Genomic DNA, 22,760 nt, shown 5'->3' with positions numbered 1-22,760 from the left:
GTTACCGACACGGTGCGCCGTTCTGTTCGATCACCGCGGCTGCGGGATGACCGGCGGCGCCGCGCCCGGTAGCGGCGGCGGGGTGTAGCGGCCGTTGTTCGGCGGCGGCACGGGGGCCTGGCCGTCGATGAGCAGATCGCCGCGCGCGGAACCGGTGATGGTGGCGAAGCCCTCCTGGTCCGCGCCCTTGCCGATCAGGCAGTTGAGGCTCTGACTACCGGCCAGCCAGCTGCGGGTGTCCAGGAAATCCCAGAACAGCGTGAGGGTCTTGTTGCGCAACGCGTCCGGTGAGCCGAGGTAGTCGGTGGAGTCCTTGGCGCACTGGTCCTCCATGACCTTGTCCTGATCGTCCTTGCTGGGCGCGCCGTTCGGGAAGCGCGCGCCGAGGTCGACGGTGGAGACGATCTCGAAGGCGTGCGGTTGCGCGCAGTCGACCGGATCGGTGGGCAGGTTGCGAGCGATGCCCACGCACGTGCCGACGTCGAACACCTTGGACTGATTGACGTTCCGCACGCTGCCGGAGATGGGATGCGTCGCGGTGCCCGCGCTGCCGGTGACCTGCAGGCCGCAGCGCAGCGTGCGCTCGCCCGCCTTCCAGCCCGCTTCGCCCGGATTGATCAGGCCGACGACGAATTTGCCGCGCGGATCGAATTTGCCGCCGAGGTAGCTCTGCGCGGCGCTGACGCAGTGCTCATCGCGCAGTTCGGAGAAGCGCAACGAATCGGGAAAGCGTGAGCCCGGCCCGAATTCGCGGCCCGGGTACTTGCTCAGATCGACATCGGCGGTGACCTCGAACAGGTGCTTGCTGCCGCAGTCGACCTTCACCAGATCGCTGGCATTGCTCTTGCTCCAGCTCAGGCAGTCGCCCTGTTTGGCGGTGCCGAAGGCCGCGCCCGCGACCGCCCCGGTGGGCTGCGCCCCGCCCGGCGTATGCGCCTCCACCCGCCCGGAGTCGAACCCCGAGACGACCATGGTGATGAGCGCGGCGACCACCGCACCCACCGCGACGGCGAGCAGCCCCCAGCGCAGCGTGGGCGCGGACAGCGGACCGTCCGTACTCAGCTTCGATCGCAGCCCGGCCAGCGGCCCCGACCGCCCAACCGACGAACCTGACCGACCGGAGGGACCCGGCCGCCCGGAGGGATCCGGCTGACCGTACGGATCCGGCTGACCGGACGATGGACCCGACCTGCCCGCCCGCCGTGACCCCCCTTTTCGGGGACCAGCGGGTGGCCACGCGGGCTGCTTCTGCGGAGGCACTCGTTCGTCGGACATCGCCGTCCATCATGTCAGCGCGGCATCGCCCCCGCCATGTCCCACTGAACTTCGCACCCCGACGCGCCGGTTCCCGGCGTGGGAACCGGCGCAGCACACCGTATTTACCCCGCGATCGCTATCCCGCGATGAGGTCGGCGGCCTTCTCACCGATCAGCACCGCGGGCGCGTGGGTATGCCCGCGCGTGATGATCGGCATGACCGACGTATCGGCGATACGCAGCCCTTCGACCCCGCGCACCCGCAGTTCCGGATCGACGACGCCGGTGGAGTCCGAACTCATCCGGCAGGTGCCGACCGGGTGGTAGAGCGTGTGCGAATGCGCGTCCAAACACCGCTTGAGCACCTCGTCCATCGGCGTGCTCGCGGACATCTCGGGCTGCATGAGCTCCCCGATGTGCTCCTTGAGCGCGGGCTGCGAGGCGATTTCGACGCAGGTGCGCAGTCCGGCCATGAGCGTGATGCGGTCGTTGATCTCCGAGACGTACTTGGGATCGATGCGTGGCGCGACGAACGGATCGGTGGAGGTCAGCGTGATCTCGCCGAGTGATTCGGGCTTGAGCAGCACCGCCGCGAAGGTCAGCGCGTGCCCGTCGGGTTCGCCGAGCCCCTCGCCGATGTAGGGCGCGGGCGCGAAGATCAATTCCAGGTCCGGCAGGTCCAGATCCGGGCGGCTGCGCACGAATCCGTATGCCTCACCGACATTGGAGGTGAGCTGTCCGCGTCGCCGCAGCAGGTAATTACCCAGTTCGAGCAGGTTCTTGTCCGCGCCGTAGAGGCTGCCCGCCTTGGTGCGATACACGATGGGCGCGGCCAGGTGATCGCGCAGATTGCGCCCGATCTCCGGATTGTGGTGCCGCACCGGGATTCCCAGCGCGGTCAGCTGATCCACGGGTCCGATACCGGACAGCATGAGCAGCTGCGGTGTGTTGATCGCCCCGCCGGACAGGATGACCTCGCGTTTGGCGTGCAGCTGTTTGGTCTCGCCGCCGATCCGGTATTCGACGCCGACCGCGCGATTGCCTTCGAACAGCACCTGCGTGACATGCGCGTCGGTGATCAGCGTCAGATCCCGGTGCCGTTGCAGGGCGGGCCGCAGGTAGGCGTCGGCCGTGCTCCACCGCGCCCCGCGCTTCTGGCTCACCATGGTCTGCGTGAACCCTTGCGGCACATCGGCATTCGCGGTCTCGAGGGTGAATCCGGCCTGGGTCGCGGCGGTCAGGTACTCCTGAGTGATGGCGCGCGGGCTGCGCTGCGGCGAGATGTACAGCGGTCCCTCGCCGACGTTGCCCTCCGGCCCCTCGACGGTTTCCATGCGCTGGAAATAGGGCAGCACCTGCTCGAATGACCATCCGGGCCCGGCGTGCTCGGCCCATTCGTCGTAGTCGGCGGCGAAACCGCGCACCCACATCATGGCGTTCATCGATGAGGAGCCGCCGAGCATTTTGCCGCGCGGCCAGTACACCTGGCGGTCGTGCAGTTCGGTTTGCGGTTCGGTGCGGTAGTTCCAGTCGTTCTCGCCCTGGAAGAGCTTGGAGAATCCGGCGGGGATGTGCACGAATTTATCGCGGTCGGCGCTGCCCGCTTCGACGACGGCGACGCTGACGCCGGGCCGGTCACTGAGCCGAGCGGCCACGGCCGCCCCGGCGGATCCGGCGCCGACGACGATGAAATCGACTGTGCTCGGCGTGTATTGGGGCATGGGGACTCCTCGGGAGGTCTGGCGAGGGATACGTGCGCGGGCGCAGCGGCGTTCCGGCCGTACCCATGACCCAACTCTGGTCGATCCTGTGAATGAGGGCGACCGGAACGCGGGAATCGGGCGGAAACTGGCGCTGACGTATTTGTCCGGTCCTGGACCTAAGGGAAATTCGCTGGCCCCGCCCCGATAGGCTGGGCCGCATGATCGACCTTCGATTCCTGCGGGAGAACCCGGACGTGGTCCGCGCGTCGCAGCGGGCTCGCGGCGAGGACCCGGCCCTGGTGGATGCCCTGCTCGCGGCCGATACGGCGCGGCGCGCGGCCGTCGCCAATGCCGATGGTCTGCGCGCCGAGCACAAGGCGCTGGGCAAGAAGGTCGGCAAGGCGTCTCCGGAGGAGCGCCCGGTGCTGCTGGCGCAGGGGCAGGAGTTGTCGGCGAAGGTCAAGGAGGCCGAGGTCGCCGAGAATGCCGCCGATGCCGTGCTCGATGCCGCGCAGCGCGCGCTGTCGAATGTGGTGCAGGAGGGCGCGCCGGCGGGCGGCGAGGACGATTACGTCGTGCTCGAGCATGTCGGCACCCCGCGCGAATTCGATTTCACCCCGAAGGATCACCTGGAATTGGGTGAATCGCTGGGCATCATCGATATGGAACGCGGTGCGAAGGTTTCGGGCGCGCGCTTCTATTTCCTTACCGGTTATGGCGCGCTGTTGCAGCTGGGCCTGTTGCAGCTGGCGGCGCAGCGGGCCACCCGGAATGGTTTCACCATGATGATTCCGCCGGTGCTGGTGCGCCCGGAGATCATGGCGGGCACCGGTTTCCTGGGTCAGCACGCGGCGGAGATCTATCACCTGGAAGAGGACGACCTGTACCTGGTCGGCACCTCGGAGGTTCCGCTGGCGGGCTATCACTCGGGCGAGATCCTGGATCTGGGCGCGGCGAACGCCAAGCGCTACGCGGGCTGGTCATCGTGTTTCCGGCGCGAGGCGGGCAGCTACGGCAAGGACACCCGCGGCATTATTCGCGTGCATCAGTTCGACAAGGTGGAGATGTTCGTCTACACCCGCCCCGAGGACGCGGACGCCGAGCACAAGCGCCTGCTGGCGTGGGAGCAGGAGATGCTCGCCGCCATCGAGGTGCCGTATCGAGTCATCGATGTGGCCGCCGGTGATCTGGGCAGCTCGGCCGCGCGCAAATTCGACTGCGAGGCTTGGGTTCCGACCCAGGAGACCTATCGCGAGCTCACCTCGACCTCGAATTGCACGACATTCCAGGCGCGCCGCCTCAATGTCCGCTACCGCGATGAGAACAACAAGCCGCAAACCGCCGCCACCCTGAATGGCACGCTCGCCACCACCCGCTGGATCGTCGCGCTGCTGGAGAATCATCAGCAAGCCGACGGCTCGGTCCGGGTCCCGGCGGCGTTGGTCCCGTTCGTGGGTGTCGAAGTGCTCGAGCCGATCCGGTGAGCAAATATCAACTCACCGTTTAGGCTGGGCAGCGTGCGAGGAATCGGGTCTCGCGGCGATACCCGAACGCGGGTGCGGACGGCTTCGGCGCTGGCGACGGCAATGGTCATGGCTCGAACGACCGGTGCGTTCTACGTCATGGGTGGTGTGCTCGGTCTGGTGATCACGGCCGTCGCTCCGGGTGATGAGGGCAATCGGCCGCTGGTGGGTAGTGCGGCGCTGGTGGCATTGCTGCTCGGGGTGAGTCTGCTGTTCTGGGGCCCGCGCATGCCGCACTACGTGCATCACGGATATGTGGCGGTGGCCACGGTGCTGGTGACCGTTGCGGTGCATTGGTTTCCGAATACCGTGGGCGCGATCAGTCTGGCCGCGTTCTATGTGTTCGTAGCGTGTGATGCCGCGATTTTCTTCGCCTGGAAATGGCTCGGCGCGCATCTGGTTTTCGCGGTGCTGTGTTGTTTGTGGGTGGTGCCCTCGCGCGGTCTGCCGTGGTGGTCGGGTTTGATTCCGGCGGGTATCACCATCGGAATCGGCATTGTGGTCGGCATTCTCACCCGGATGGCGTCGGACGCGGATATCGATGTGCTGACGGGTCTGCTGAATCGCCGCGGTTTCGATCGCGCGCTGGCCAATGCCATCGGGCACGCGCAGCGCACCGGTCAGGCATTGTCGCTGGTGCTGGTGGACCTGGATCGTTTTCAGAAGATCAATGATCATCTCGGGCATCGCGCGGGTGACGCGGTCTTGCAGCGGGTGGGTGACACCTGGCAGAAATTGCTGACCCCGGAGCAGCGGCTGGCCCGCTACGGCGGTGACGCTTTCGCACTGTTGCTGCCGAATTCGACCGAGCAGGCCGCGATTCTGCTGACCGAGCAATTGCGTGCGGCGGTGACTACGGGTTGTTCCGCGGGTGTCACCTCGTGGCAGCCGGGTGAGTCGGGTTCGCTGCTGGTGAGCCGCGCGGACGTGGGCCTGTATCGGGCCAAGCAGGCGGGCCGCAATCGCACGGTGCTGGAGTCGTCGCGGCAGTTGCCGCTGGCGGTGGAGCTACGCGAGGCGATCGATCGCGGCACCCTGGATGTGCAGTATCAGCCGATCGTGAGCCTGTCCGACGGTGCGACCCGCGCGGTCGGGGTGGAGGCGCTGCTGCGCTGGTCCTCGCACGCGCAACCGGATGTGACCACCGAGGGCCTGATCCGGGTGGCGGAGGAATACGACCTCATCTCCGATCTGGACGAGCTGGTGTTGCGCCGGGCGTGCGCCGACGCGATGCGGTTGCAGGAGACGTTCGCCCAGCTGGATCTGACGCTGAACGTGAATGTGAGCGGCCTGGAATTGGCCGAATCCGCCTATGCCGACCGGGTTTCCGGAATTCTGGCCGATACCGGCTGGCCCGCGGATCAATTGGTCCTGGAAGTGACCGAGAGCGAGATCGCCGCCGAATCCGAGACCGCCATCGCGAATCTGCACAAGCTGCGCGAGACCGGCGTCCGCATCGCCATCGACGATTTCGGCACCGGCTATTCGTCCTTGAGCCGCCTGGCCACGCTGCCCAGCGACATCCTGAAGGTGGATCAGTCCTTCGTGGCCGCCATCCGCTCCGATTCCCCGGCCCCGCCGCTGCTGGGAGTCATTGCGGCGCTGAGCAAGTCATTGGACCTGCAGGTGATCGCGGAGGGTGTGGAGACCGAATACCAGGCCGCGGTGCTCACCGAACTGGGTTTCGCGCTGGCGCAGGGTTACCACTACAGCGATTCGCATCCGGTGTCCGAGCTCATCAACGATCTCAATGACCGGCACGGTCTGGTCGGGGTGGGCCGCACCGAGCACGAGGTGAACACCAACGGCTGGATTCCGGTCGACAATCCGTTTGACGGGGGAGCGCCGGGCGCGCAGAGTTGATCTCATGCGCATGCTCGTCTACGCCTGTTGATCCCGGCTCGCACTTCTAGGTAGTCGCCGCGCCGATCCGGTGCGCGGTCTCACGCTGCGCGCGGTGCTGTTCGCGCTGACGGCGGATCTGATTCCGTATTACGCGCTGTACGCGCTGCTGTTCGCCGACCACGGTCTGAGCACGGCGCAGATCTCCTCGCTGCTGGCCATCTGGTCGGCGACCTCGTTCCTGCTGGAGGTCCCGTCTGGCGCGTGGGCCGATACGGTGTCGCGCCGGGGCCTGCTCATACTTTCCGGCGTCCTGCTCACGGCCGGTTTCCTGGTCTGGACGCTGTTGCCGTCGTATGCGGGTTTCGCGGCGGGCTTCGTGCTCTGGGGCACCGCGGGCGCACTGCGTTCGGGCACCTTCGAGGCGCTGATCTATGACGATCTCGCCGCCCGTGCCGCGACCTCGGCGTATCCCCGGCTGATGGGTTACACCCGTGCCGCCGCCGAATCCGCCGCTCTCGCAGGCATTCTCGCGGCCGCGCCGCTGTACGCGTGGGGCGGTTACGCCCTGGTCGGCTGGTCGAGCGTGGTGCTGGCAGGCATCCACGTGCTGTCGGCGGTGGCACTACCGAGTGCGCCGAAGGTGGTATCCGCTTCGGACGTAGAGGAATTGGAGGAGGAGCCCGATGCCGCGCCTGCCGCGCTTTCAGCAGCGTCGACTCCGGCCGGTATATCGCGATATGCGCACATGTTGCGTTCCGGACTTCGAGAGTCACTGCATGTCAGGGTGATTCGGCGCGGTGTGATCCTGGTAGCGCTGTTGAACGGCATCACCGCGTTCGACGAGTACTTCGCGCTGCTCGCCGACCACGCCGGTGTCTCGCCGTCGATATCGGCGGTGCTGGTCGGTGTGACCGTCGCGGGCGCGCTGGCCGGAGCCGCTCTCGCCGGTCGCACCGAAAGCGTTTCGGCGCGGGCCTTTTCGATCGCGATGGGCATCGCCGGCGTGCTGTTCATCGGCGGCGCGCTGCTGTGCGGTCTCGCCACCGCGCATCCCGGTGTCGTCTATTCCCTTGTCGCGGTGGGTTTCACCGCCATCGCGATCGCGTACGGCATCGATTACAACGCCGACGTGCTGGCCTCGGCCCGGCTCCAGGACGCCATCGAGGGTCCGGCCCGGGCCACCGTCACCTCGGTGTCCGGCCTGGTCACCGAGGTGATCGCGCTGATCGTCTTCATCTTCGTCGGTGTGGCGGCGGCCTGGCTGCCCATTCCGGTGCTGGTGGCGGCGCTGGGCACCCCGCTGCTGCTGATCGCCGCGCTGCTGCCGACCTGGCTGCCGGGTGGGGAGGGGGTCAGACCACCGACGGCCGATTGATGCTGGACCGCAGCACGTCGCCCTGTTCGGCGAAGCGCCGGGCGAGTTCGTGGCGCGCGTCGGCGTCGCCCATCGAATTGTTCACGCAGAAGCGTCCTTCGGCGACGGTCAGCAGCTTCACATTGACCAGCCGGATCGGTGACAGCGGTCCGGGTACGGTGCCGGGTAGCTCATCGCCGATCAGGCCGAGCATGACCACCAGCGCACCGTCCTCATCGAGATAGGTTCCGGTGGCGGCGCGCGGCAATTGCGCGTTCTCCAGTTGAATGGTGATGACCCCGTACTGCTCCAGCATGTCCGAAACCCGGAATCCATACTGCGCCACCAGATTCGACACCGTCATCACGGTCTGCCCCAACCAGGAGGTCGCCACCGAAATGGTATCGCTGTCGGCGGGAATGTCCGGCGATATCCCGAACACCTCCAATTCGTACCCATTCGTCGGATCCGAGTTCTCCCATTCGGTGGGGTCCGCCAGCCCGCTACTGGCGACCAGCAGCGCGTCATCGCGCCGCGAAATGGCGTGTGCCTGCCGCAATGCGGGCCACTGCGGCCCGCCCATGAACGCGGGATTGATCAAATGCGCGATCACATCACTATCGAGCCGCCCCCAGGAATTCCACGCTTCATCAAGTACCCGATAGGTTTCGGCGTCGTGCGTATCGCCGATTGTTGATTCGGTCACGCAACGACCGTAACCGACCCACCCCACCCCGGGCCATTCTCAGCTTCGTTCCCGCGCAACACATCTCGCCATTCCGGCCGGGCTGTGGAAAAGCCGGGCGGTCGGCACGGGGAGGATTGAAGTGTGACTGGGCGACGGCGAGCGGGATTGGTGTTCGGGGGTTGCATCGGCGCGGGTGTGGCGGTGCAGGCGCGCGTGAACGGTGAGTTGGGGGAGCGCCTGGGCGATGGTGTCGCCGCCGCGGTCATCAGTTTCGGGTCCGGGTTGCTGGTGGTGGGTGCGATCGTCGTGCTGAGCGCGCGGGGGCGCGACGGGCTGCGGCGGGTGTGGGATGCGCTGCGCGCGGGGGAACTGCGCTGGTGGCAGCTATTGGGCGGCTTGTGCGGCGCGTTCTTCGTGGCCTGCCAGGGGCTCACGGTGGCGGCGATCGGGGTCACGGCCTTCACCGTCGCGGTGGTGGCCGGGCAGTTGACGAGCAGTCTGCTGGTGGATCGGGTGGGGCTGGGTCCGCGCGGGCGGACGCCGGTGACCCTATTGCGTTCCGTGGGAGCGGGATTGGCGCTGGTCGCGGTCGCGCTGTCGGTGGCGGGGCGCTCAGGTGAGCGGGGCGGGCTGTCGGTGCCGGAGGGGTTGCGCGGCGGGCCGCAGCTATTGCTGATCGTATTGCCGCTGGTGGCGGGCTTCGGGGTGGCCTGGCAGCAGGCGGTGAACGGCCGGGTGGGCGCGGTGGGCGGACCGCGATCGGCGACGCTGGCGAACTTCGCGACCGGCCTGGCGGGTCTGCTGGTCGTCGAGGCCGTCGTGATCTCGGGAAGTGGTTGGCCGCATGGATTTCCCAGTGCCCCCTGGTTGTACCTGGGTGGCGTGATCGGCGTGGTGTTCATCGCGCTGGCGGTACTGGTGGTGCGCTGGATCGGGGTGCTGCTGCTCGGCCTGACCTCGGTGGCGGGTCAGTTGTTGATGTCGCTTGCTCTCGATGTGGTCGCCCCGACCGGGGCCGGAGTGTCGACCTTGGCGGTCATCGGCTGTGCTCTCACCTTTGTGGCGGTGGCTATCGCCGCGCGTGAGTGACCGACCACCGGCCGCGAGGTCCGGCCCGGTGCACGCTCGGGTGACCGAACGGTCGGTGTTCTTCGCCCCGGCACATGTCGAAATTCGTTCCGCCCATTACGGATTGGGCTCCCATCGCGCTGTGTGATGGTTGATCGATGACCATCGAATACGGGGTGTGGGGGCTGCGGCTGGCGCTCGGTGTGGTGTTCGGGCTGGCGGCGGCGGGTAAGTTCGCCGATCCGGCCGGGACGCGGAAGGCGGTGGGGGAGTTCGGGGTTCCGATCCGCTGGACTCCGCTGGTGAGCCGGAGCTTGCCCATTGCGGAGACGCTGGTCGTCGTGCTGCTGGTATCGCCGTGGACCGGGTTCGCGGGCGCCCTGTTCGGCCTGGCGTTGCTGCTGGCGTTCACCGCCGCGGTGGCCCGGCTGCTGCGACAGGGAAAGCATCCGTCCTGCGCGTGTTTCGGCGCGGCGAGCACCGCGCCGATCGGCCGGGCCACGCTGCTGCGCAATGCGGCGCTGATCGCCTTCGCGCTGGTCACCGGGGTGGGCGTGCTGGCCGAACCCGATGTGCCGGGCTCGCTTCCGGTGGATCACGCGATCGGGATGGTGGTGATCGCGGTCTTCGCCGCGCTGTTCACCCGGCTGACGGGCGAACTGCGCGCGGTGCGGCGGCGACTGGACGAACAGGCCCTGTCCACACTCGGCGCGGAGGGTCTCCCGGTGGGTGCGGTGGCCCCGGAGTTCGAACTGCTGAATGTGACCGGCGGCCGCACCGGTCTGGAAGCACTGCTCGCGCAGGGCGGTTCACTGCTCCTGGTGTTCGTGCACCCGGGCTGTGAGATGTGCGCGGCACTGGCGCGCGAGCTGCCGCGCTGGCGGCAGCGTGCGGCCGGAGCCCTCACCATCGCGATGGTCGGCAATGGTGACCTGGACGAACACGCGGCCTGGGCGCGCACCCAGGACCTCGGCGATATCCCGGTGCTGGTGCAGCAGGGCAATGAGGCGGCGCTGCGCTATCGCGTGCGCGGTACGCCGTCGGGTGTGCTGATCGGTGCGGACGGCCGGGTGCTGGCTCCGGTGGCACGCGGGGCCATGGCCATTCGTGACCTGATCGCACAGGCGAAACATGTTGGTGCCCAGTATGTTTCCGGAAGAAACGGTCAGTCGGTCTCGAACACCGGCTAGCTGATCTTCCGGCTGCCGTTTCCCCTGCGACAAACGGCCCGGTCCCGCAATTCCTTTGCCCCGCAATCGAATTCGAGGAAATAGCGAGCTCGGTCAACCTACCATCGAAGGGCAGGTTTCTTTCGATCCGATCGCATCGTCGAGAGGGAATGTCATGGCCTACTTCGCATTCACCGACTATTCCGGCAAAGAATTCGTCATTCAGCTGAACAATGACCAGCGCATCGCGGAGGCCCGCCGGATTCTGTCCGGTGAGGAACAGATGTCGATTCACGTGATGGGGCGCATCAGGAAGCGGCGGGAGGCGTACAACCCCGGCTGGGATTTCGCGCTGGATCCGGACACCATCACGTTCTTCACGGTGGCCATCGAGGTGTGCGATTCCAGCATCGACTACCTCAATGACAATCTCGACGAGGCGTGCGGGGCCTTCCTGCCCGGTTGTTTCTGGTGTCCGTGGTCATCCCGGCTGACCCGTGAATTGAAGGATTCCGAAGTTCAGAAGTGATTCGGCCCGGAAGTGTCTCCTGAGTTCCAGGTCCGGCCGGAGTCCCTCGGGCTCCGGCCGGAAACCGCTGGTCAGGCGGGTGTGTCCAGCTTCCGCGAGCGCAGCTCATGTCCCTTGGAGGTCTTGCAGCGACCGGATTCCAGATCCCACTGCCAGCCGTGCAGATTGCAGGTGAGGGTATTGCCCTCGACCACACCGAATTTCGACAGGTCCGCCTTCAAATGCGGGCAGCGGCGCTGAATTTCCCAGCCGTCGAGTTCGGTGGAGGCGGAATCGTCGTGCGCCTCGGAGAACCAGCCGTCGGCGTAGGCGATGCGCTCATCGGTGAGGCATTTGAAGAAGGTGTAGAGGAATTCGTTGTATCCGCCGATGCGCCAGGTGGTGAAGCGCGTGGACAGGAAGATGGTGTTCACCCAGTCGGGTTCGTTATCGCGCAGGACGGTGCGCACCAGGGTGGGGTCGATGCGGAAGCCGTAGCGCTGCTTGCCTTCTCCGTCGATGGGCGCGCGCACGATCCGCTTGGGGAAATCGAGCACGACGGTCTCATCGCCCATGACCAGCGCGACCGAATAGCCGATGCCGTCGCAGATGAGATCGCTCTGCGCCATGATCGGTTCGAAGAGATCCTTCAGGCGCGGCAGCAGCGGTCCATCGGATTCGCTTGCCCAGGAAGCCTTTTCGGCCGCGATGACGGGCGCGAAGCGCTGTGCCATGGCCTCGATGTAGGCGGCCTTGTCCCCGTACACGGTGTCCGGGTCGACCGGATGCTCGAGCTGGAGTTCCTTACCGCGCACATCGGCGACCGAGCCCGGGATCATCAGGATCCCGCCCTCGTTGCCGTGGATCCGCATCTGCTCCAGGAAGACGACCTGGTCGGGGAAGATATTGCCTTCGTCCCCGCGATCGTCGTTGAGGTAGCGCAGTTCGTCGTCGAGGAAGACCGGCGGCCCGGCGGACGGCACCACCCAGGTCGCGCCGACCTGTTCGATATAGGAGCGTGCCCGGTCCATACCGCGTTGGCGCTTCTGCTTACCGAAGTTGGCCTTGGTCTTGGTGGGGATGTCGTACACCATCGGGTACCAGATGGCCCCGGAGTACTGCAGCAGGTGAATGTCGATGTGCCCGAACGCATCGTGCAGCACATCCATATCGACCGGCCGCGCGTCGTTCATGTTGAAGCACACGGTCTCACCGTCGGAGACGATGATGCCGGAGTCGCCGATGGGTCCGTCGGCGGGCGCGCGCAGCGCGATGATCATGATCTCGAGGTCGCCGCCCGGTCCGGTGACGGTGTGCTTGACCGAATCCTCGGTTTCGAAGAATTTGGTGAAGCCGAGCTGTTCCAGTTCGCGGCGCAGGTCCGGCACGGGATAGTCGGGCAGCAGGACGGTGGCGTCCTTATTGATCTTGTCGGCGAGGTGCTTCGCGTCGAAGTGATCGCGGTGCAGATGCGAGACGTAGAGGAAATCGCAATTGCCGAGCGCGTCCCAATCCAGCTGGGTGTTATCGGGGAAGGGAACCCATGAAGCGAAATATGCCGGGTTGACCCACGGATCGCACAGGATCGTCCCCGCTGCGGTGGAGATGTGGAACCCGGCGTGTCCGACGCTGGTGATCTGCACGAGCTTCTTCCTCCTCGACCGTTACCAGCCACCCAGGGTACTTGCTACCCCGAAACGTCGCCTATGCAGGAACCCCTCCCGCCGGAGTTCAGGGTGAATGTCTGTTTTCAGCGAATGGCTGTTACCTGGATCACTGGTAGCCGCGCGAGCAGCGACTACGCTGACGCAACTGTGGAACCCGTCTACTTCCCGATCATCGGGCTGGCCCGTACCGTCTTCGCGGCGCAGGGCCTGAAGTTCACTGTCACCGGCGACGAAAACATCCCGGCGAGCGGTGGCGCTGTCGTCGCCATCAATCACACCGGGTACATGGACTTCACGTATGCGGGCCTGCCTGCGCGTACGACGAAGCGCTATGTGCGTTTTATGGCGAAGAAGGAGGTATTCGACAACTCGATCACCGGGCCGATCATGCGGGCGCTCAAACATATCCCGGTGGATCGCGCCGCGGGCGCGGACTCGTACCACGAGGCCGTGAATCGGCTGCGCTCCGGCGAATTGGTCGGCGTCTACCCGGAGGCCACCATCAGCCGCAGTTTCGAGTTGAAGGAATTCAAGTCGGGCGCGGCGCGCATGGCGATCGAGGCGAATGTGCCGATCATCCCGATGGTGATCTGGGGCGCGCAGCGCGTCTGGACCAAGGGGCATCCGAAGCGCCTGGGCCGTACCAACACCCCCATCTCCATCGAGGTGGGCGCGCCGATTCAGCCGTTCGAACCGGCTGCGGAGCTGACCGATCAGCTGCACAAGACCATGGAAGCCATGCTGCTCAACGTGCAGAAGGATTATGCGCACGAGCCGGGCGCGTACTGGGTGCCCGCCCGATTGGGCGGCGGCGCACCGACTTTGGACGAGGCGAACGAGCTCGATCGCGCCGAGGCGGCGGAGAAGGCCGCGCGTCGCGCCGAGCAGTAACGCGCACAGGCCCCTTCCGGCCTCGATGAGGAGGGTGAGAGTCCGGAAGGGGCTGCGTGCCGCGGTTATTCGACCGCCGCGGCTGCCTTGGTGGTGATGGCCTCGGCGGCCGTCACCGCGTCCGCCGGTTCGTGCTTGGCGACCGGAACGGTGAGATGGTCCAGCACATAGGCGGTTTCACCGTGCACGGCCAGATCCAGTCCGGCGTCCTCGGCCTCGTCATCGGCGCGAATGCCGCCGAACAGCTGCATGACCTTGGCGATGGCGAAGGTGACCACGAAGGTGTAGGTCAGCACCGCCAGCACCGCGACGGTCTGCCGCCACAACTGATCCAGTCCGCCGCCGTAGAACAGTCCGGCCACGCCATTGGGCGCGGAGCCGTCGGCCAGGAAGCCGATCAGCAGCGTGCCGAGAATGCCGCCCGCCAGGTGGATGCCCACCACGTCGAGCGAATCATCCAGTCCGAAGCGGTATTTCAGCGAGACCGCGAGGCAGCACACCGCACCGCAGGCCGCGCCGACGATGAGCGCGCCCATCGGTGACACCGCACCGCAGGCGGGGGTGATGCCGACCAGGGCGGCGATGAGCCCGGAGGCCGCGCCCAGCGAGGTGGCGTGTCCCTCCTTGAACTTCTCCACCACGATCCAGCCGATCATGCCCGCGCAGGACGCGGCGATGGTGTTGAGCACCACCACCGACGCGGCGTTCCCGGCGGCCAGCGCCGAACCGCCGTTGAACCCGAACCAGCCGAAGAACAGGATGCCCGCGCCCAGCATGGTCAGCGGAAGGCTGTGCGGCCGTGGGGCGTTCGGGAACACCTTGCGCTTGCCGAGGATGAGCGCCAGTGCCAGCCCGGCGATGCCGGCGTTGATGTGCACCGCGGTGCCGCCCGCGAAGTCGATGGCCTTTAGCTTGTTGGCGATCCAGCCGCCGTGCACCGAACCGTCCTTGCTGTCGAAGGCGAAAACCCAGTGCGCGACGGGGAAGTACACCAGCAGCGCCCAGATGCCCGCGAAGGTCATCCAGGAGCCGAACTTCATCCGGTCGGCGACCGCGCCCGCGATGAGCGCGACCGTCAGTGCGGCGAACAGTAATTGGAAGGCCGAGAAGATGGCCGGTGGCAGTCCCGGCGTGCTCGGCGCGTCCAGCAGTTTGGACGATCCGAGGTATTCGAGCGGATCACCGAGGATGCCCGCGCCGCCCAGCGAATCGCCGAAGGACGCCGAGTAGCCGACGATGATCCAGAGCACGCCCACCACCGCGAGCGCGCCGAAGACCATCATGGCCATGTTCAGGGTGTTCTTGACGCTGACCATGCCGCCGTAGAACAGCGCCAGTCCCGCCACCATGAGCGACACGGCGGCGAAGGCGGCGAGCATCCACGCGGTATCGGCCGCGGCTACTGCTTGTTCCATGTATCACCTGACTTAGAAGCGAATCCATACCAACGGTGTCCCTTGATAGGAATCGCCGTTGCGTGACAGTGGACCATCGCCGATGTTGCGTCGTGGTACGCCACTGTGAAAGATGCGTAAACCGCTGGGCTGCCCGGTCACCGCTATGGTTTCATATCAATCAACAGTGATTCACTGTAGAAGACACCTGAACCCGAAGGATGGACATGACCGACACCGCGGAGTTCCTGATCATCGGCGGTGGCCTGGAGGGGCTCGCCATCGCCTGGTCCCTGGCCGACCGCGGTGCCGCCGACGTCCTGGTGCTCGAGCGCGCCACCCTCTGCTCCGGTATGACCGGCAAATCCAGCGGGGTGGTCCGATGCCATTACGGCGCACCGTCATTGGCCGCCATGTCCTGGTGGTCGGTGCCGTTCTTCGAGAACGCGTCCGAGATCCTCGGCGATGACCTGGGATTCCGGCAGTGCGGGTACGCGGTCGGCGTCGGCGCGGACAATCTGGATCCGCTGCTCGCCAATGTGGCCATGCAGCAGGCGCTCGGTATCGAGGTGGAACTGCTCGGCCACGATGAGATGGCAACGCTGTGGCCGGGTTTGCGCGTCGACGATTTCGCGGGGTTCGCCTATGAACCGCGCGGCGGACGCGGTGAGGCGTATCTGACGGGTATGGCCTTCGGTGCGGCGGCGCGCGGGCGCGGCGTCCGGATCCGCCAGCAGTCACCTGTCCTGGAGCTGATCGTCAAGGGCGACAACGTCATCGGCGCACGCCTTGCCGACGGCACGGAGGTGCATGCCGCGAATGTGGTGCTGGCCACCGGACCGTGGACGCCGGATCTCGCCGCCACCGCCGGGGTCGAGGTAGACGTGAAAGCCCAACGCGCCCAGCTACTCATGATCGATCAGGGTGATCCGCTGCCGCCGGTCCCGGTGCTCTCGGATCTGGTCAGCCTGCAATACCTGTGCCGCGAACCCAATGGCGAACTGCTCGCGGGCAATAGCGATCACGCCGTTCCCGAGTACATCGATCCCGATGATTTCGTGAATCGCGCCGACGATTCGACCGTCGAGAAGGTGGTCGGGCGGCTGGAACATCGCCTGCCGGATATGCCGGACCCCCGGATCACCGGCAGTTATGTCGGTGCGTACGACGTCACCCCCGACTACAACCCGATCATCGGTCCCGCGCCGGTGCCCGGACTTTTCCTGGCCACCGGTTTCTCCGGTCACGGTTTCAAGATCTCCCCTGCGGTCGGCCGCCTGGTGGCGGATCTGCTGCTGGACGGCCGCACCGACCTGCCGAATGTCGAGGCCGCCGACTTCCGCTACGCCCGGTTCGCCGAGGGCCAGCCCCTGATCAGCCCGCACCCGTATCTCGGTGCCGGTGAAATGCGCTGAAGCACAACCACATCCGTACCTCTGTTCCAGGAGCCGATATGGCGATAGACACCACCACCGCGACGGTAACGCCGATCTCCCCGGCCATGCCGTCGACCGGCCACCGCACGCTCTCCGAGCTGGCGCGGGCCACCGACACCACCTTCATCCTGGCGTTGTTCACCACGCTGTCCGGCAAACCGTGCGCGAAACTCGTTCCGGTACAGGCGGTCGGGCAGCTCGAACAGGACGGCGTCGGGTTCGCCGGATACGCCGCCGGAATGATGGGGCAGCAGCCTCGCGATCCGGATCTGGTCGCGATTCCGGACCCGGAGACGTTCACGCCGATTCCGTTCGTGCGCCCCGGTCTGGCGCTGGTGCACTGCACCCCGCACGTGGAGGGCAAGCCGTGGCCGTTCGCGCCGCGAGTCATCCTGCAGCGCACGCTGGCTCGCGCCGCCGAGCGCGGGTACACGGTGAATGTCGGCACGGAGATCGAATACTTCCTGGTGGACAAGGGTCCGAACGGTCTGGCACCCGCCGATACCGCCGATCTCAGCCTGCAACCCTGTTATGACGCCCGCGACGTGACCCGCATGTACGACCATCTGGCCGAGGTCTCGCAGGCCATGAATTCACTCGGCTGGGGCAACTACGCCAGTGATCACGAGGACGGCAACGGCCAGTTCGAGCAGAACTTCGATTACGCGGACGCGCTCACCACCGCCGACCGCGTGATCACCGCCCGCTACCTGCTCTCGGTGATCGCCGAAAAGCGCGGTATGAAGGCAACTTTCATGCCCAAACCGTTCACCGACCGCACCGGCACCGGTATGCATATGCACCTGTCGGTGTGGAACGGCGATCAACCGCTCTTCCCCGATGCCGACGACCCGCGCGGCCTGGGCCTGTCCGCGACCGCCTACGGTTTCCTCGCCGGAATGCTCGACCACGCCTGCGCTCTGCAAGGCGTGATCGCGCCAACGGTGAACTCCTACAAGCGAACCGGGGCCACCAGCACCGCGAGCGGTGCGACCTGGTCACCGCGCTACGCCACCTACGGCGGTAACGACCGCACGCACTATCTGCGGGTGCCCGATCAGCATCGGGTGGAACTGCGCGGCGCGGACGGTTCCGCGAACCCCTATCTCGCCACGGCCGCCGCCATCGCCGCCGGACTCGACGGCATCGATCGCGCCCTCGATCCCGGCCTGCCCGGTGAGCAGCGCGGCGACATGCTCCCCATGACCCTGGTGCACGCCATGGACGCCCTGGAATCGGATCCGGTGGTGACGGCCGCGCTCGATATCGCCGGTCCGGGCGTCGCGGCCTACTTCGCCGAGCGCAAGCGCGAGGAGTTCTTCACCTGGCACAACACGGTTTCCAGCTGGGAGATCGACAACTATCTGACGGCGTTCTGACGTCCCTGACTTCGAAAGGAGGGTGATTTCGATGTGTGGAATCGTGGGCTTGCACCTTCGAGACCCGGCGCTGTATCCACGCCTGGGTTCCCTGCTGACCGGCATGCTGGACCAAATGTGCGACCGCGGCCCGGATTCGGCGGGTATGGCGGTCTACGGCGATCCGGTGTGGTCGCCACCGGGCACGATCACCGTGTCACTGTTGGACAGTCCGCTGTCGGCGGCCGAACTCGCCGAAAGGCTCACCGCCGCACTGGGTATGGAGGTCACCGCGATAGCGCTGGACCCGACCATCGTGCTGCATGCCGCTCTCCCCGCCGAGGGCGGATCGGATGTGCTGGTGCGTGCGGTGCGGGATATCGCGCCCGATGCACGGGTCATCGGCTTCGGCTCGGATCTGGCCGTGCTCAAGGGGATCGGCAACCCCACCGAGCTGGCGCATCGATTCGGCCTGCCGCGGGCGCAGGGCTGGCAGGGCGTGGCGCACACCCGGATGGCCACCGAATCCGCTGTGACAGCGGAGGGTTCGCACCCCTTTTCCGTCGGCCCGGGCCAATGCCTGGTGCACAACGGCTCGTTCAGCAATCACATGAGCATCAAGCACGAATTGCAGCGCGCGGGAGTCGAATTCGACAGCGAGAACGACACCGAGGTGGGCGCGCGCTTCGTCGCCCGGCAGCTGGCCCAGGGCGCGGACCTCGAAAAGTCATTGCTGCTGCTCAATGACGCTTTCGACGGTTTCTACACGCTGCTGGTGTCGACGAGCGATTCGTTCGCCGTCGTACGCGATGCCATCGCGTGCAAGCCCGCGATCATCGCCGAGACCGATCGCTGGGTGGCGATGGCCTCGGAGTATCGCGCACTGGCGGATCTGCCGGGTGTGGCACAGGCCCGAATCTTCGAACCGGAACCGGAAGAGGTGTATGTATGGCGGCGATCGTGAGTGAGCGCACCGTGCTCGATGTGGCCGAATCCGGCACGCGCGCGGTGAATTCCGTCCTCATGGCGGCGGAGCCCCCCGCCGTGTTCGGCCTCGCCAATCCGCGCGGCGCGCACGCGCTGGCCTGCGGTCTGGACCGTGAGATCGAGGTCGGCATCGACGGCCATGTCGGCTACTACTGCGCGGGCATGAATCAGCGCGCGGCGGTGACGATCAATGGCAGCGCGGGGGTCGGCGTCGCGGAGAACATGATGTCCGGCACCGTCCGGGTGCGCGGTGACGCTTCGCAGTCGGCGGGCGCGACCGCGCACGGCGGACTGCTGGTCATCGAGGGCAATGCCGGTGCGCGCTGCGGTATTTCGATGAAGGGCGTCGATATCGTGGTGGGCGGCAGCATCGGCCATATGAGCGCCTTCATGGGGCAGGCCGGTCGCCTGGTGGTGCTCGGCGATGCCGGTGAGGCACTGGGTGATTCGCTGTACGAGGCGCGCATCTACGTGCGCGGCACGGTGGCGTCGCTGGGCGCGGACTGCATTCGCAAACCGATGCGCCCCGAACATCTCGCCGAACTGCGCGAACTGCTCGACGCTGCCGGATTCGACGCCGACCCCGCGGATTTCACCCGCTACGGCTCGGCCCGCGAGCTCTATCACTTCCATGTCGACAACGCCGCCGCGTACTGATCAGCCAGGAGGCCACACCATGACTTCCCCGAATCCCGTGCTGCGCGAATCGGCGACCTTCGATCGCCGGGCCATCGCGGAAATCCAGCGCGCCGCCGACACCGGTATCTACGATATTCGCGGCTGGGGCGCCAAACGCCCACTGCCGCACTTCGACGACCTGCTGTTCCTCGGTGCGTCCATGTCCCGGTATCCCCTCGAGGGGTATCGCGAACGCTGCGACACCGATGTGGTGCTCGGCGACCGGCACGCGAAACATCCACTGCACCTGGATATCCCGGTCACCATCGCGGGCATGAGCTTCGGCGCGCTGTCCGGCCAAGCCAAGGAGGCGCTGGGCCGTGGCGCGAGCGCGGTCGGCACGTCGACCACGACCGGTGACGGCGGTATGACGCCCGAGGAGCGCGGTCAGTCCAAATACCTGGTGTACCAATACCTTCCGTCACGATACGGAATGAATCCGGACGATCTGCGCAAGGCCGACGCCATTGAAATCGTGCTCGGTCAGGGTGCGAAGCCGGGTGGCGGCGGCATGCTGCTCGGTCAGAAGATCAGCGAGCGCGTTGCCGGAATGCGCACCCTCCCACAGGGTATCGATCAGCGCAGCGCCTGCCGCCATCCGGACTGGACCGGTCCGGACGATCTCGCCATCAAAATCCTGGAACTGCGCGAGATCACGCGCTGGGAGAAGCCGATCTACATCAAGGTCGGCGCGACCCGCACCTACTACGACGTCAAGCTGGCCGTGAAGGCGGGCGCGGACGTGGTGGTGGTCGACGGTATGCAGGGCGGCACCGCCGCCACCCAGGACGTCTTCATCGAACACGTCGGCATCCCCACCCTGGCCGCCATTCCGCAGGCCGTACAGGCGCTTCAGGAACTCGGGGTGCACCGCAAGGTGCAGCTCATCATCTCCGGCGGTATCCGCACGGGCGCGGACGTGGCCAAGGCCATGGCCCTCGGCGCGGACGCGGTGGCCATCGGCACCGCGGCCCTGATCGCCCTGGGCGACAACAGCCCCCGCTACGCCGCCGATTACGAGGAACTCGGTTCCGCCCCCGGCTTCTACGACGATTTCCAGGACGGCCGCGATCCGGCGGGCATCACCACCCAGGACCCCGAACTCGCTGCCCGCTTCGACCCAGTCGAGGGCGGCCGCCGCCTCGCCAACTACCTGCGCGTCCTCACCATGGAGGCGCAAACCCTGGCCCGCGCCTGCGGTAAATCCCACCTGCGCAACCTCGAACCGGAAGACCTGGTCGCCCTGACCATCGAAGCCGCCGCCATGGCCCGCGTGCCACTGGCGGGCACCAGCTGGGTTCCGGGAGCCCCGCTATGAGCCTGCCGGACAGTGAATCAGCTACGGCAGGAGCGGTTTTCGATCCGCTCTGGGCGGAGATTCTCGAGGTCGGCCGCGACGGCGGTTCCGGCGGTTATCGCCGCTATGCCTGGTCGGACGCGGATCTCACACTGCGCGAATGGTTTCGGGGCTGTGCCGCCGCGCGCTCGATGGAGCTGGAGCAGGATCGCAACGGCAATCTCTGGGCCTGGTGGTTTCCCCGCGATTGGCTCGGCGATCCCAAGGGCGCGTTCGTCACCGGCTCACACTTGGATTCGGTACCCGACGGCGGCGCGTTCGACGGCCCGCTCGGCATAGTCTCGGCCTTCGCGGCGGTGGACCTGCTCCGGGCTCGCGGTATCGAGCCCACGATTCCCATTGCGGTGGTGGCCTTCTCGGACGAGGAGGGCGCACGCTTCGGCGTCGCCTGCATAGGTTCCCAGCTCTCGACCGGCGTGCTGGCCCCGGAACGCGCTTTAGGCCTGCGGGATATCGACGGAATCACTTTGGCGGAGGCGCTGATTCGCGCGGGCCGCCGCCCCGAGGACCTCGGCGCGGACACCACCCTCACCGAGCGCGTCGGCGTCTTCGTCGAACTGCATATCGAACAGGGTCGCGCCTTGGACCTGGTGGATTCCCCACTGGCCCTGGCCTCTTCGATCTGGCCGCACGGCCGCTGGGAGTTCGATTTCACCGGCGAGGCCAATCACGCGGGCGCGACCAGATTGGTCGACCGCCACGACCCCATGCTGGCCTTCGCCTCCACCGTGCACACTGCGCGCACGGAAGCCGCCGCACTGTCGGCCGTGGCGACCTTCGGCAAGGTGCTGGTATCGCCGAACGGCACCAATGCGATTCCATCCCGCGTTCGAGCGTGGCTCGATGCCCGGGCCGCCGATCAGCCCACCCTCGAAGTGCTGGTCGCGCACATCACGGCGGCCGCGCGCGGGCACGCCGCGGTGGACGGCATCGACCTGAACGTGCTGGCCGAATCCATCACGCCCATCGTCGATTTCCCCGCAGAACCGCGTAATCGCCTGGCGGCCGCGCTATCCCATCTCGGTGAGATCCCGGTCATCCCCACGGCGGCGGGCCACGATGCGGGCATCCTCTCCGACAGCGTCCCAACCGCAATGCTTTTCGTCCGTAACCCCACCGGCGTCTCGCATTCCCCGGCCGAGCACGCGGATCCGGTCGACTGTCACGCGGGCGCGACCGCGCTGGCGGAGGTGATGGCGGCCTGGGTCGCCTGACTACTCCTCGACGTGGTTATCCGGATACGCGGTGATGGCGAGGAAGCGAATCGGCAACCGCACCAGCTCATTCGGCCCGTGCGGTCCCTCACCGTCGAGCAGCAGCGCATCGCCGGGCCGCAGCGTGTATTCGGAATCCCCGTGCCCGTAGACCATCACGCCTTCGAGCATGTACAGCAGTTCGGTCCCCGCGTGCTGGAACAGCGGAAAGGTCTCGCTGGCCTCGGTGAGCGTGACGAGCACCGGCTCCAGCCGCTTGTGCTGTCCGCGCAATGCCCCGAGCAATTCGTAGTGGTGCCCCACCCTGGTGCCGCGCCCCACGATCCGCGCACCGTGTCCCGCCGGGGTGAACACCGCCTCGCGCGCGGCGTCCGCCCCCCGGAACAGCGAGGTCACCGGCACATCCAGCCCGGCGGCCAGCCGCGCCAAAGTCGAAAGGCTGCACGAGGTCTGCGCATTCTCGATCTTGGACAACATGGCCTTGGAGATCCCCACCCTGGCCGCCATATCCCCGACCGACAGCCCGCTGGCCAGCCGCAGCGACCGCACCTGCTTACCGATGATCCGTTCCAGATCAACCCCGGTGGGCGTATCCGCCGCGATCTCCCGCTGCACCGGAGCCGGATCGCCGGTATCGCGAATTTCGGTGCGCCCTGTCATAACC

Annotated in this window: 19 protein-coding genes; 13 read left to right on the top strand and 6 right to left on the bottom strand. The window is 66.7% G+C overall.

Annotated features, from left to right (window positions below; genetic code table 11):
- Positions 1–30 precede the first annotated feature (30 nt).
- Together ACFC4D_RS44730 and ACFC4D_RS44725 are read right to left on the bottom strand one after the other, a co-directional pair.
- Positions 31–1,275: a septum formation family protein gene (locus tag ACFC4D_RS44730; RefSeq protein WP_376072850.1), complete on the bottom strand. Its 1,245-nt coding sequence runs from the start codon at positions 1,273–1,275 to the stop codon at positions 31–33.
- 118 nt (positions 1,276–1,393) lie between these two features.
- Positions 1,394–2,977 carry a GMC family oxidoreductase gene (locus tag ACFC4D_RS44725; RefSeq protein ID WP_376072847.1) on the bottom strand — a complete coding sequence of 528 codons (1,584 nt, stop codon included), beginning with the start codon at positions 2,975–2,977 and terminating at the stop codon, positions 1,394–1,396.
- 200 nt (positions 2,978–3,177) lie between these two features.
- On the opposite strand from ACFC4D_RS44725, the gene serS reads away from it, so the two are divergent.
- The 3 genes from serS (at position 3,178) to ACFC4D_RS44710 (ending at position 7,702) form a co-directional block, all read left to right on the top strand.
- Entirely contained in the window at positions 3,178–4,443 is a 1,266-nt protein-coding gene (gene serS / locus ACFC4D_RS44720) for a serine--tRNA ligase (protein WP_375961665.1), read from the top strand.
- Positions 4,444–4,551: 108 nt separating this feature from the next.
- Positions 4,552–6,345 carry a putative bifunctional diguanylate cyclase/phosphodiesterase gene (locus ACFC4D_RS44715; protein ID WP_376072844.1) on the top strand — a complete coding sequence of 598 codons (1,794 nt, stop codon included), beginning with the start codon at positions 4,552–4,554 and terminating at the stop codon, positions 6,343–6,345.
- A gap of 70 nt (positions 6,346–6,415) precedes the next feature.
- A complete protein-coding gene (locus tag ACFC4D_RS44710) occupies positions 6,416–7,702 on the top strand; it encodes an MFS transporter (RefSeq protein WP_376072841.1) in 1,287 nt (428 codons plus the stop codon).
- Here ACFC4D_RS44710 and ACFC4D_RS44705 read toward each other — a convergent pair.
- On the bottom strand, positions 7,680–8,387 hold the full coding sequence (locus tag ACFC4D_RS44705; RefSeq protein ID WP_364636978.1) for a hypothetical protein: 708 nt from the start codon (positions 8,385–8,387) through the stop codon (positions 7,680–7,682). The genes ACFC4D_RS44710 and ACFC4D_RS44705 overlap by 23 nt on opposite strands.
- A gap of 123 nt (positions 8,388–8,510) precedes the next feature.
- Here ACFC4D_RS44705 and ACFC4D_RS44700 point away from each other — a divergent pair, with 123 nt between their 5' ends.
- The 3 genes from ACFC4D_RS44700 to ACFC4D_RS44690 all read left to right on the top strand — a co-directional run bounded on the left by ACFC4D_RS44700 (position 8,511) and on the right by ACFC4D_RS44690 (position 11,135).
- A complete protein-coding gene (locus ACFC4D_RS44700; protein WP_376072838.1) occupies positions 8,511–9,458 on the top strand; it encodes a DMT family transporter in 948 nt (315 codons plus the stop codon).
- 137 nt (positions 9,459–9,595) lie between these two features.
- A complete protein-coding gene (locus tag ACFC4D_RS44695) occupies positions 9,596–10,627 on the top strand; it encodes a peroxiredoxin family protein (protein ID WP_376072835.1) in 1,032 nt (343 codons plus the stop codon).
- Between the two features lie 154 nt (positions 10,628–10,781).
- Complete coding sequence (locus ACFC4D_RS44690) at positions 10,782–11,135, top strand: calmodulin (protein WP_375961678.1); 354 nt, start codon at positions 10,782–10,784, stop codon at positions 11,133–11,135.
- 71 nt (positions 11,136–11,206) lie between these two features.
- Here the strand turns inward: ACFC4D_RS44690 and ACFC4D_RS44685 are convergent, their stop codons facing one another.
- Entirely contained in the window at positions 11,207–12,757 is a 1,551-nt protein-coding gene (locus ACFC4D_RS44685; RefSeq protein ID WP_376072832.1) for a Rieske 2Fe-2S domain-containing protein, read from the bottom strand.
- Positions 12,758–12,928: 171 nt separating this feature from the next.
- On the opposite strand from ACFC4D_RS44685, the gene ACFC4D_RS44680 reads away from it, so the two are divergent.
- On the top strand, positions 12,929–13,672 hold the full coding sequence (locus ACFC4D_RS44680) for a lysophospholipid acyltransferase family protein (RefSeq protein ID WP_375961683.1): 744 nt from the start codon (positions 12,929–12,931) through the stop codon (positions 13,670–13,672).
- Between the two features lie 65 nt (positions 13,673–13,737).
- Here ACFC4D_RS44680 and ACFC4D_RS44675 read toward each other — a convergent pair whose 3' ends face one another.
- Positions 13,738–15,087 carry an ammonium transporter gene (locus ACFC4D_RS44675; RefSeq protein ID WP_376072829.1) on the bottom strand — a complete coding sequence of 450 codons (1,350 nt, stop codon included), beginning with the start codon at positions 15,085–15,087 and terminating at the stop codon, positions 13,738–13,740.
- 206 nt (positions 15,088–15,293) lie between these two features.
- Here ACFC4D_RS44675 and ACFC4D_RS44670 point away from each other — a divergent pair, with 206 nt between their 5' ends.
- From ACFC4D_RS44670 to ACFC4D_RS44645, 6 genes are read left to right on the top strand one after another with little or no spacing between them, the layout of a single operon-like run.
- On the top strand, positions 15,294–16,481 hold the full coding sequence (locus ACFC4D_RS44670; protein ID WP_376072826.1) for an NAD(P)/FAD-dependent oxidoreductase: 1,188 nt from the start codon (positions 15,294–15,296) through the stop codon (positions 16,479–16,481).
- 38 nt (positions 16,482–16,519) lie between these two features.
- Positions 16,520–17,881, top strand: coding sequence for a type III glutamate--ammonia ligase (gene glnT / locus ACFC4D_RS44665; RefSeq protein ID WP_375961690.1), 1,362 nt, complete (start codon positions 16,520–16,522; stop codon positions 17,879–17,881).
- 31 nt (positions 17,882–17,912) lie between these two features.
- The gene (locus ACFC4D_RS44660) at positions 17,913–18,824 is read left to right on the top strand and encodes a glutamine amidotransferase family protein (RefSeq protein ID WP_376072823.1); all 912 of its coding nucleotides are present in this window, start codon (positions 17,913–17,915) and stop codon (positions 18,822–18,824) included.
- A complete protein-coding gene (locus tag ACFC4D_RS44655) occupies positions 18,809–19,504 on the top strand; it encodes a protein glxC (protein ID WP_376072820.1) in 696 nt (231 codons plus the stop codon). The genes ACFC4D_RS44660 and ACFC4D_RS44655 overlap by 16 nt, the downstream gene beginning before the upstream one ends.
- Before the next feature lie 19 nt (positions 19,505–19,523).
- Positions 19,524–20,843 (top strand): FMN-binding glutamate synthase family protein, encoded by a 1,320-nt coding sequence (locus ACFC4D_RS44650; protein WP_364637000.1) that lies wholly within the window; start codon positions 19,524–19,526, stop codon positions 20,841–20,843.
- A complete protein-coding gene (locus ACFC4D_RS44645; protein WP_376072818.1) occupies positions 20,840–22,096 on the top strand; it encodes an allantoate amidohydrolase in 1,257 nt (418 codons plus the stop codon). Before ACFC4D_RS44650 ends, ACFC4D_RS44645 begins: the two co-directional genes overlap by 4 nt.
- On the opposite strand, the gene ACFC4D_RS44640 is transcribed toward ACFC4D_RS44645, so the two are convergent.
- Positions 22,097–22,756 (bottom strand): XRE family transcriptional regulator, encoded by a 660-nt coding sequence (locus ACFC4D_RS44640; protein ID WP_364637004.1) that lies wholly within the window; start codon positions 22,754–22,756, stop codon positions 22,097–22,099.
- Between the last annotated feature and the right edge of the window lie 4 nt (positions 22,757–22,760).

The organism is Nocardia sp. NPDC056000, assembly GCF_042269265.1.
Lineage (GTDB): Bacteria > Actinomycetota > Actinomycetes > Mycobacteriales > Mycobacteriaceae > Nocardia.
Note: the sequence above shows the minus strand (reverse complement) of the source record. Positions and strands in the feature narration are given on the sequence as shown.